This window comes from Paenibacillus tabacirhizosphaerae (assembly GCF_040812395.1).
In the GTDB taxonomy this organism is placed as follows: domain Bacteria; phylum Bacillota; class Bacilli; order Paenibacillales; family NBRC-103111; genus Paenibacillus_E.
The window spans coordinates 14,789-27,533 of the sequence record NZ_JBFNXH010000001.1 but is presented as its reverse complement, the minus strand read 5'-3'; the positions used below and the strand labels follow the sequence as shown (position 1 = coordinate 27,533).

2 protein-coding genes and 1 pseudogene are annotated in these 12,745 nt (G+C 41.1%); all 3 read left to right on the top strand.

Translation table 11 applies throughout. From position 1 onward, the window contains the following. Positions 1-35 precede the first annotated feature (35 nt). The 3 genes and pseudogenes from ABRS97_RS00090 (at position 36) to ABRS97_RS00080 (ending at position 12,270) form a co-directional block, all read left to right on the top strand. The gene (locus tag ABRS97_RS00090; RefSeq protein WP_367810859.1) at positions 36-9,857 is read left to right on the top strand and encodes an amino acid adenylation domain-containing protein; all 9,822 of its coding nucleotides are present in this window, start codon (positions 36-38) and stop codon (positions 9,855-9,857) included. Positions 9,858-9,934: 77 nt separating this feature from the next. After that, positions 9,935-11,200, top strand: coding sequence for an ACP S-malonyltransferase (gene fabD / locus ABRS97_RS00085; RefSeq protein ID WP_367810858.1), 1,266 nt, complete (start codon positions 9,935-9,937; stop codon positions 11,198-11,200). A 327-nt stretch (positions 11,201-11,527) separates the two neighbouring features. Then, positions 11,528-12,270, top strand: a pseudogene (locus ABRS97_RS00080) (IS110 family transposase). The last annotated feature ends 475 nt before the right edge of the window (positions 12,271-12,745 follow it).

Here is a 12,745-nt window from a genome sequence, read left to right as displayed (position 1 = left end):
CAGTGTTGTTATTTTATTGAAAATCGGGGTGCTATATGTCAGTTTTTAGAGAGCAAGAATCTTTTTGGGCAGAACAGTTCGAAGCAGAAGATGGTCTTACTCATTTGCCTTCTTATAGAACGACTGTTAAACATGCAGGTGATACGAATAATCACCATTTTATTTATAAACCTTTATCATTCGAAGTTTCACAAAAAATCAAGTCGATATCCAAGCACTCAAATATGGCGATTTATGCCCTTTTATTAACTGGAATTCATGCTCTGCTTCATAAATATACGGGTGAGAACACTATCATCATTGGGACTCCAACCATGGAGGAGAAGAATAGCAACCTTTCGCTTTCTAATAAATTTTTAATATTAAAAAATCAAATAGATAGTGAAAGTTCATTCAAATCTTTATTTAATCAAGTGAAATCAGGCTTAAGCGAAGCCATTCAACATCAACGAATCCCTTTTAGAAAAATGGTTGAACGTTTGGATATCCAATATGATTCAAATCATTTGCCTATTATCGATACCATTGTTTCTTTACACGAACTTCATTCATTCGATTATGAAAATGACGTACATGCAGACACCATTTTTCATTTCTCGCTGGAAAATAATTTCATTAACTTGAAGTTATTTTATGATGAAGATCGTTATGAGCATAATTTTATGGTTCAAGTGATGGAACATCTGGACCAATTCTTTTCTGTCGCCTTAAATCAACCTGATCTGGAGATCAGTAAAGTGGGAATTCTTTCCGAGATCCATAGAAATAAGCTGTTAGTTGAATTCAACGATACGGCGGTGGGGTATCCACAGAATAAAACGCTGCATCAATTATTTGAAGAACAGGTGGAACGAACGCCGGATCACATAGCTGTGGTATTTGACAGTCAGTCACTAACGTACAAAGAATTAAATCAACAAGCAAATCATCTGGCCAGAACGCTCCGATCTAAGGGGGTACAAGCTGGTCAGTTAGTAGGCATTATGGCAGAACGTTCCTTAGAGATGGTCATAGGATTGTTTGGTATTTTAAAAGCCGGAGGAGCTTATGTTCCCTTAGATCCGGAATACCCGGAAGAACGTATTCATTTTACGCTAGCGGATTCGAATGTGACATGCTTGTTCCTGCAAAGTCATTTACAGAATCGAGTATCCTTTGCAGGGACATGCATCCTTATCGACGATGACAACAGTTACGAAAACAATGATTTGAACTTGGAGCCCGCAACGAGCCCGCAGGACTTGGCTTATGTCATCTATACATCGGGAACTACCGGGAAACCTAAAGGGGTTATGATCGAACACGGCAGCATTGTGAATTCCATCCAATGGAAATCGGAGTTTTACAGATTTTCTGGAGAAGACCGGGTATTGATGCTGAATCCATTTGTTTTTGATTCGTTTATTACCCATTTTTTTGGCCCCCTTAGTTCGGGATCAACGGTATATGTGTTAAATCAACAACAATGCAAAGATGCTGTAGCCATTAACACAATCGTCAAGAAACAGGGAATCACGCATATGCAAAGTCCACCTAGCTTTCTGATGATTTTATTGGAAAATGTGTGTGCAGATGATTGGGTTTCGATGAAAAATGTCGTCGTGGCCGGAGAGAAGATCATACCAGCCTTAATCCACAAATTGCAGCGAATCAATCCGCGCATCGAGATCTGCAATGAGTATGGACCAACCGAGAATAGTGTCGTATCAACGGTTCTTTCCATTCATTCCGGAGATCAAGACATTTCAATCGGGAAGCCCATCGCGAATAATAAAGTGTATATATTAGGGGAAAACAACGTTCTACAGCCTATTGGCGTACAGGGAGAATTATGCGTAGCAGGAGCTGGGCTTTCTAGAGGTTACTTGAATCGGCCAGACCTTACGGCGGAGAAATTTGTCGATGATCCGTTTGTTCCAGAGACCAAAATGTACAGGACGGGTGACTCCGCAAAGTGGTTGCCAGATGGAAACATAGCCTATATAGGGAGGATCGATCATCAAGAAAAAATACGCGGTTACCGGATTGAGCTAGGCGAAGTGGAAGCGGCTCTTTTAAAAATAAATATAGTTCAAGAGGTCGTCGTCATTGCCAGAGAAGATGCAGAGGGAACGAAGCAATTGTGCGCCTACCTGGTAGGAAAGAATGCGATAACGATAGGAAAACTGCGGGAAGAGTTATCCCAACTGCTGCCAAACTACATGATCCCGTCTTATTTTGTACAGCTGGACCAGATGCCGCTTACGGCAAATGGCAAAATCGACCGTAAAGCGTTGCCTGCCCCGAAAGAAAATAGGATAAAGGGGATGGAATACGAAGCCCCGCAAACTATTGTGGAACAACAGCTTGTATCCATCTGGGAAGTCGTATTAGGCGTTGAGCACATAGGGATCAGGGATAATTTCTTTGAACTTGGAGGGGATTCTATTAAATCCATTCAAGTATCTTCGAGGTTATATCAAGCGGGCTATCAGGTCGAGATGGAACATTTGTTTAAATATCCGACAATAGCCAGTTTAATTCCATATGTGCATCCGATAAGTGCGATGTCAGAACAGGGAATCATAACTGGAAATGTGATGTTGACCCCCATTCAGCATTGGTTTTTTGAGCAATATAAGGTGGCCGCCCATCACTATAATCAATCCGTGATGTTGGTTCGGAAGGAAGGATTTCACGAAGCCACATTGCGCCAGGCATTCAACAAAATTTGTGAGCATCATGATGCGCTTCGTATCGTATACGCTCAAACGGAAAGTGGTTATGAAGGTTTGAATCAAGGGACGGAGGATACCCTGTTATATACCCTTGAAGTGATAGATTTTAAACAAATCGCAGATCCTTCTCCACAGATTGAAAAGATAGCTAATGAAATTCAAATCAGTATCGATTTGCAAAAAGGACCCCTGATGAAACTTGCCTTGTTTCAATGTGCGGATGGAGATCATCTGTTGATCGTAATTCACCATTTAGTCATAGACGGAGTTTCGTGGCGAATTTTAATAGAAGATATCTCGATGGGATATGAACAATTACGTAACGAAGAACCGATTCAACTCCCCCAAAAAACAGGTTCTTTTCAATTATGGGCAGAACAACTGGCGTTGTATGCGGACAGTGAAGCCATGAAGCAAGAGCTTGAATATTGGAATCAAATCGAGCAAACAGCCTGTCATCCGTTACCTAAAGATGAGGAACAGGAACATGCATCAGTCAAAGATAGTGAAGAAATAACGTTGGAATGGACAGCAGCAGAAACGGAACAACTATTAAAACAAGCGAACCGTGCCTATAAAACGGAAATCAATGATTTGTTGCTAACCGCATTAGGGATGTCTATTCATAACTGGACAGGCATAAATAAAGTTCTTGTAAATCTGGAGGGGCATGGAAGGGAATCGATAATACCAAATATTGACATCACACGAACTATAGGATGGTTTACGAGCCAGTATCCTGTTGTACTAAATATGGAAGCAAGCTCAAATATGTCCTACCTCATCAAGACAATAAAAGAAAACCTGCGACAAATTCCGAAAAAAGGTATTGGTTACGGTATTTTAAGGTATTTAACTGGAAATCTGGATGATATTCAATTTAAGATGAATCCGGAAATTAGCTTTAACTATCTCGGACAATTTGATCAGGATATTCAAAATAGTGCGATGCAGCTATCTCGGTACTCACACGGAACTACAGCAAGCGAAAACCAGACAAGAAATCATCTTATTGATATAAATGGTCTGATTGTGGCAGGAAAATTGTCGCTTTCGCTTCGTTATAGCCGCACCCAATTTCGCCAAGAAACGATAGCTCAATTGGCTGCTTTATTTAGAGATAGTCTGCAAGACATTATTAGGCATTGCGTCGCGAAAGAGAAACCGGAATTAACCCCAAGCGATGTTTCGTTAAAAGGTGTAGCTATAGAAGAATTAGAGCAATTTGTACAGCAATCGGAGCACATTGGTGAAATCGAAAATATATACGCTTTATCGCCTATGCAAAACGGCATGTTTTTCCACAACCTGCTTCATTCCAATTCAAATGCATATGTGATTCAAACGACGCTGGATCTTCATGGGTCGTTAGATATGGACTCTTTCTCGAAAAGCTTGAATCATCTAGTACAGCGAAATTCCATGTTCAGAACTAATTTCCATAGCAATTGGAAGAATACGCCCTTGCAAGTCGTATATCGGAATAAACCGAATGGGCTTTTTTATGAAGATTTACGTGAAATGAATGAAGAAGATCGCGAAGCGTATGTTGCATGCTATACGAAAGCAGATAAAATAAAAGGCTTCGACTTGTCGCAAGATGTGCTTATGCGGATATCGATCTTGCGTACGGGTGACCAAATTTATCGTTTTATTTGGAATTATCATCATATATTGATGGATGGATGGTGTCTGTCTCTTGTTATCAAGGAGTTATTTGACGGATACTTTGCTATTCAAGAACAAAGGAAACCTGAGGACAAGGCGGCGGTCCCTTACAATCAATACATCGAATGGCTGGGAAGACAAGATAATAATAAATCGTTGACCTACTGGAGCGACTATTTACAAGGTTATGACGAGCAAACCACTTTGCCCAAAGAACATGCCATAGCGAAGAGTGAAGAGTATCGTTCTGAGAATATGATTTTTACTCTAAGTAAAGAATTGACCGGGCAGATGACACAAGTGGCCAGTCAGAATCAAGTTACGCTTAATACGCTATTGCAGACAGCGTGGGGCATATTGCTGCAAAAATATAATGGCAGTGAGGATGTTGTATTCGGGAGTGTTGTATCGGGTAGACCAGCAGCCATTATTGGAATTGAAAGCATAATTGGCTTATTTATTAATACAATTCCAGTACGTGTTCAGACCCAGGGAAATGAAACATTTACTGAAGTCATGAAGAGAAACCAAGAACAAGCTGTTGCTTCTCATCCTTACGATACGTATCCATTATATGAAATTCAAGCCATAACACAGCAAAAGCAAAATTTGATTGATCATATCCTGGTGTTTGAAAATTATCCGGTACAAGGGATTATGGAACAGTTTGGGGATCATGAGGAAACAGCACTTCGGATTATGAATGTCGAAGCGGATGAACAAACAAATTATGATTTTAATCTGATTATTAAACCAGGCGAAGAAATGAAATTAATGTTCTATTACAATGCGAACGTCTATGATCGAGCAAGCGTAGAACGAATTCGAGGTCATTTGGTTCAGATTATGGAGCAAGTGATCCGAAATTCACAAATCAGCATCCATGAAATTGCCTTCATAACACCACAAGAGCAGGCGCAAATTTTAGAAGTGTTTAATGATTCCATGGCTGAATATCCAATGGACAAGACGATTCATGGGCTATTTGAAGATCAGGTGTTACGAACTCCTGAACAAGTGGCGGTTGTAATTGAGGATAGGCACCTGACCTATAAAGAACTGAACGAGAAAGCCAATCAACTAGCAAGAACGTTGAAAGCCGATGGGGTGCAAGCAGATCAGTTAGTTGGGATCATCGCGGAGCGATCGTTAGACATGATCATTGGCATCATGGCGATTCTGAAAGCCGGCGGAGCCTATGTGCCGATTGACCCCGAATATCCGGAGGATCGTATTCACTATATGCTTGAGGATTCGGGCGTACATGTATTGTTGTCGCAAAGCCATTTACAAAAACGTATTTCTTTTGCAGGGAAGGTTGTCCTGCTGGATGATCCTGCGTTTTATCATGAAGATGATTCCAATCTGGAAATAGCCGTCGCGCCAACGGGATTAGCCTACGTGATTTATACTTCAGGAACGACAGGTAAACCGAAGGGGACGTGGATTGAACATAAAAATGTCGTTCGGTTATTGTTCAACAGTAAAAATGTATTTGACTTCCATGCGTCAGATACATGGACTTTGTTTCATTCCTTTTGTTTTGATTTTTCCGTATGGGAAATGTATGGAGCCTTGCTCTACGGCGGAAAATTAGTCATCGTGCCTCAAATGACGGCAAAAAGTCCTGAAAAATTCCTTCAATTGTTAATAAATGAGCAAGTGACGATATTGAATCAAACGCCAACTTACTTCTATCATCTCCTTCAAGAAGAGTTAAAAGATCAGGCAAGAGAGTTGCAAGTAAGAAAAGTAATATTTGGAGGAGAGGCGCTCAGTCCTTTGTTATTAAAGGATTGGAGGCTCAAATATCCACTTACACAGTTGATTAATATGTATGGGATTACTGAAACGACCGTTCATGTTACCTATAAAGAGATAACAGAAGTAGAAATCCAGGCAGGAAAAAGTAACATTGGCGTACCGATTCCTACTTTGCAAACTTATATTTTGGATAAAAACCAATGCATTCAACCTATAGGCGTGCAGGGAGAATTATACGTAGCAGGTGAGGGGCTTGCCAGAGGTTATTTAAATCGTCCTGATTTAACGGCAGAGAAATTCGTCGATAATCCTTTTGTTGCTGAAGGGAAAATGTATAGAACAGGAGATGCGGCGAGATGGTTGCCAGATGGAAATATTGAATATCTGGGACGGATTGATCATCAGGTGAAAATTCGGGGCTACAGAATTGAGCTTGGCGAAGTGGAAACGGCGCTTTTGAAAATAGATGCTGTTCAAGAAGCCGTGGTGATTGCTCGGGAAAATAAAGATGGGTCGAAGCAAATGTGTGCGTATTGGAAAGGAAGTAGCGTACTTGCAGCCAAGGACTTGAGAATGGCATTATCTCAAGGGCTCCCTGATTATATGATTCCATCTTATTTTATTCAACTGGAGCAAATGCCGCTAACATCAAATGGGAAAATTGATCGTAAAGCATTGCCTTCTCCAGAGGTTAGTATGCAAGTAGGAACAGCATATACGGCACCAAGAACTGTCATCGAGCAAACCATAGCTTCTGCTTGGGAAACTGTGCTTGGCGTTCAACAGATTAGCATACTTGATAATTTTTTTGAACTCGGGGGTGATTCGATCAAATGTATTCAGGTTTCCTCACGGCTGTTCCAAGCTGGCTATAAGGTTGAAATGAAGCATTTTTTCACATACCCAACCGTAGCTGAGTTAAGTTTACACGTTAAAGCTGTGACTACAATTTCTGATCAAGGGGAAGTTACGGGACAAGTGATGCTTACACCGGTTCAACGCTGGTTTCTTGATCAGAATATGGTGGATGCCCATCACTACAATCAGGAAATGATGTTTTATCGAGAAAAAGGATTTGAGGTCGGTTTTATTCGTGAAGTGATGAATAAGCTGGTTATACATCATGATGCTCTTCGTATGGTATACCGCCAGGCGTCTGGGGGCGAATATGAAGCGTGGAATCAGGGGATAGAGGAGGAGGATTTATTCAGCCTTGAAAGGATTGATCTTAGAACAGAAAAAAAACCTATACCTATCATTGAAAATAAAGTAAAGGAAATTCAGAGAAGCATAGACCTGCATCATGGGCCATTGATGAAACTAGGGCTGTTCCAGTGCGCGGAAGGAGATCATTTGCTCATTGTCATTCATCATTTAGTGGTAGACGGGGTTTCGTGGCGTATCCTGTATGAGGATATTCAAACCGGATATGATCAATTATTAAAAGGTCAAGATATTGTCCTTCCTCAGAAAACGGCTTCGTTTAAACTGTGGGCAGAACAATTGTCTATGTTTGCAAACAGTTCTGCAATGAAGCAGGAATATGCCTATTGGAGCGGGATCGAGCAGATTGACACCAATCCGCTGCCTAAAGACTATGATTGCGATTATACGATCGGGCAAGATAGCGAAACGATAGCCATGCAGTGGACGGTCGAGGAAACCGAGCAATTATTAAAGCAAATCCATCATACGTATAATACGGAAATTAATGATATCCTGCTAACAGCGCTTGGAATGGCTATTCATGATTGGACAGGCAGGGAAGAAGTCGTTGTGAATCTGGAAGGTCATGGGAGAGAGCAGATCATTCCGGATATGGATATCACGCGTACAGTCGGATGGTTTACGAGTATGTACCCTGTGATCCTTCCAATGAAAACCGGCATAGATGTATCGAAGAGAATTAAGACAGTTAAGGAAGGATTACGCCAAATACCAAACAAAGGGGTTGGTTACGGGATTTTAAGGTATTTGTCACATTTTCACAGAGAGTTCAATCTGGAGAGAAATCCTGAAATCAGTTTTAACTATATGGGACAGGTCAATGAAGGTTCGGAAAGTGACGGGATTAAATTTTCAACTTATTCTGGCGGTCCATCCGTAAGTGATAACAACAAAAGGCCGTTTGTACTTAATATGAACGGGATCGTCATAGAAGGCATGCTGTCGCTCACCATTAGCTATAGTCGAAAACAATATCGACGCGAGACGATGGAGCAGTTGGCTGGTTGTTTTAAGAAAAGTCTTCAAGAAGTGATTGTACATTGTGTTACGAAGGAAAGAGGCGAACTTACACCAAGTGATGTTTCATGCAAGACAGTGACCATTGATCAACTCGATCAATTAGTACAACAAACCAAGCACATAGGTCGTATAGAAAATATTTATTCGTTAACGCCTTTACAGAAGGAAATGCTTTTTGAAAGTATCCGAAATCCGGTTTCGGGAGCTTATTTTGTGCAAATTATGTTTGATATGCGGGGGGATTTCGATGTTGCCTCCTTTGCTCAGAGCTTGGATCATTTGATGCAAAGACATGCTATATTAAGAACGAATTTTTATAGTGATTTCATAGACATCCCTTTGCAAATTGTGTATCAGGAGAAGAAATTTGAATTTAACTATGAAGATTTACTCGATAGAAATGAGTTACAACGCGAGGCGTACGTTAACGCGTATATCCAGCAAAATAAGGCAAGGGGATTTGACTTGCAACAAGATTCATTAATTCGAATGACAGTGTTACGAACAAAAAATGATGAATACCGTGTCATATGGAGTTTTCATCATACGTTAATGGATGGTTGGTGCATGTCTCTGGTAAGCAAAGAAATTTTTGAAAACTATTTTGCGATCAGGGAGCAAAGAAAACCTGTAATGCCGTTGCTTACACCGTATAGTCAATTTATCGAATGGTTAGAACAACAAAGCAGCGAAGGGGCTATACAATACTGGAAACAATACTTGGAAGGCTATAAAGAACAAACGAAATTGCCTGGAGAAAAAATCAAAGCAAGGAATGAAAGACAAAATTCACAATCTCTGTACAGTTATTTGGATGATGAACTCATCCAGCAAATGAAACAGGTAGCGGAGCAGAATCAGGTTACCATGCACACGCTAGTACAAACAGCTTGGGGAGTTTTATTACAGCAATATAATGAAAGCAGCGATGTTGTCTTCGGAAGTGTCGTATCAGGAAGACCGCCGGTTATTCCCGGTATAGAAAGTATGATTGGATTATTTATAAATGCAATCCCTGTTCGTATTCAATCAAGCGGCGAAGAATCCTTTCTATCATTAATGAAAAGAAGCCAAGCACAAGCTGTCGAATCTCATCCATTCGATACGTATTCGTTATATGATATCCAAAATCTAACCGAGCAAAAACAAACATTGATTAACCATGTTGTTGTCTATCAAAATTTCCCTGTAGAAGAGCAAATGGAGGACTTGGGCAAAAATGGCCAAAATCCACTTGAAATTATGAATGTCGAGTGTGCAGAACACAATAGCTTTGATTTTACTTTGATCGTAAAGCCCCACGACAAGATGAAAGTGATCATGCTATACAATGCAAATGTTTATGATGGTTCCACAGTCAAACAGATTCAAAACGAATTTATCACAATGATCAGACAAGCGGTTACGAACTCGGAAGTTAAAATAAACGAACTTCGGTCACTTTCAATGTCTACCATTTAAATCATAGAACAATGAGTGAAGAACGAGCAGTGAAGGCTCGAATTGATTCTCAACTTTCGCACTTATGAGTGCGAAAGTTGAATTTAAAAGAGGAGCTGGCTTATTTGAAAAAAACTGCTTTTCTTTTCCCAGGACAAGGTTCCCAGTATGTTGGCATGGGAAAAAAACTTTTCGATCAATTTCCGATCGCTAAACAAACATTTGAGGAAGCGAATGAAGAGCTTGGCTTTAATTTGACTTCTTTGTGCTTTGAAGGGACGGTTGAGGAACTTCAAAAAACAGCCTATACGCAGCCTGCAATCTTAACGCACAGTGTTGCCGCATATCGGGTTTTTATGCAAGAAGTCGGCGTTCATCCCCATTATATGGCTGGACACAGTCTTGGAGAAATAACGGCCTTGACTTGTTCAGGCAGTATAGCTTTTTCAGACGCTGTAAAGCTTGTACATAAGCGGGGGACATTCATGCAGAATGCAGTTGCCCAGGGTGTAGGGGCGATGTCAGCTATTTCTGATGTGGATGCGCAAATCGTTAAAGAAGTCTGTAAGGAGATTGCGCCGGACAGTCATGAAGTTGTCATATCGAACTATAACTCGCCGAATCAAACCATCATATCAGGCACGGTGAAAGCCGTGGAGAACGCAGAGCATAAGCTTCAGCAGCAGGGAGCTAATGTGTTCAGGTTAAACGTCAGCGCTCCATTTCATTGCTCATTTATGAAAGAGGCGGCACAAGAGTTGGAGGCAGAGCTAAGTCAACTATCTTTTTTTGGCATGAAGTTTCCTATTGTATCCAATATCGACGCCGTACCCTATTCGGGATCAGAAGAAATCGTTCACCATTTAACTGCACAGATGGTGCTCCCTGTTCAGTGGAGTAACACAATGAGCTATTTAATCAAACAAGGTGTGGACACATTTATAGAATTAGGACCTTCGCATGTGCTCCGTAATATGATGCGAAAGACATTTCCCGAGGCAACCAGCTTCGCTTACGACATGGAGGAAGATGCCAAGGCAGTGAGGGAGTTGTTTCAGTCGGTTACGTATCCTTGTTTCGTATCGCGCTGCCTGACCATCGCAGTTTGTACGAAAAACAACAACTGGAACCAAGAAAAGTATCAAGAAGGTGTAATAACCCCTTATCGCCGTGTTCAAACGATGCTGCAAGAAATCAAAGAGCGGGGGGAAACTCCGACTTTAGATCAGAAGCGGTATGCTTTGGAAATGTTGCGTTCTGTTTTTATAACGAAACGAACACCCGCAAGTGAGCAGCAAGCGAGATTTCGTCAGTTATATGTGGAGACGAACGATATAGAAATGCTATCGGAAGCGGGGATATAAACCAGCTGCGCATTTTGCCGTCAAAGTTGGGAGCAGTCTTTCGTTCGATTTCCACCTTAAAGTAAACGCTAGAAACAAACGAGGCTGCTTACCGATTAAAGTCCGCGTAAACTAGGAGAGCGATGACACTTTGACGATAGTGCGGCCCGTGTGTTTTGTATAAATAAAGTATTAAACTCAAGCGGACGGCGTTGAACTAACGGGCAGCATTCCTATTATGAAGAAATACGAGGTTTGAGAAATAAAAAGACTCCTTGGTATGATGTATATGGATCCCAGTTGCTGGCCAGCGATCAGATCCAAATACAAAACCAAGGAGACTACAACATGCATTCTACTCAAAATGAAAGAATTAATCAAATCACTTCTTCTACTTTAATTATCGGAGTCGACATCGCAAAATTCAAACATGTGGCTCGTGCGCAAGACTTCCGTGGAGTCGAGCTCGGTAAGCCTGTTACGTTTGAAAACAATAGAGAAGGCTTTGAATTGTTCGTGAGCTGGTTCCGCGAGATATTAGCAGATCAAGAATTCCAGGACATTATCGTTGGGATGGAACCAACGGGCCACTACTGGCTGAACCTTGCTCATTTTCTAAAAGAAAAGCAAGTGAAATACGGTGTAGTGAATCCACTGCACGTGAAAAAAAGTAAAGAACTAGATGACAATTCTCCAACAATGAATGACATTAAAGATGCGAAAGTGATCGCACAGCTGGTCAAAGACGGGAGATACGCCGTACCGAGCCTTCCTAAGGGCATTTATGCCGAACTGCGGGAAGCGATGAAAATTCGCGAACACCTAACGACTGACGAGGCCGTAAACGCCTTCGTGCTTTGCTCTTTCGAGTGATGATGCCGTTAGTCGCAAAAAATGCAGCCTTCCGGGCCTTGCATGAGTATTACACCAAACGACAGGTGAATCCTCTCAAGAAGATGCAATCTCTCATTGCTTTGTGTAATAAGCTGATACGAGTCTTTTTCGGCATATTAACCAAAGGACACGTATTCAGTGAAGAAAAGATGATGCAGGATATCCCTCGATTTGCAGAGTTACCACAAGCAGCTTAAATAACGATACTCAGTGTTGATGATCTAAGCAAAGGAAAAGATAACAAGAAGCACGGATGAGTCGGAAAGGCACTATCCTTACGGACGAAGATCCTGTCGGGCAGCATATCTGACCTCCACCTCATGGACAGGTTGAATGAAGGAATGTGGGAGCGTAGACTCTGCGAGATGTGGGAGGGTTGACCGCCATGAGCTCATGTGGAGTTCCATAGGTGCAACCATTCATTACCATACCATCCGTTTTTTACTCAGGTGATTTAGGTAGAGAGTTTTTTTGCACTTCAGCAGACCCATAAATTTCTTCTTTCACAACTTAATTCCATAGAAATGTTATCTGCTTAAAAGTATTGATGGTTAAAAACCTGAGAAAACGAGAGTATTTAAGAGCTAAGCGTTTCTCCATAGAGGGAGGATAGTTACAAATAAAGGAAATGTTTCTATTGTAGAGAATAACTTCAAAAATACATTTTTGGGG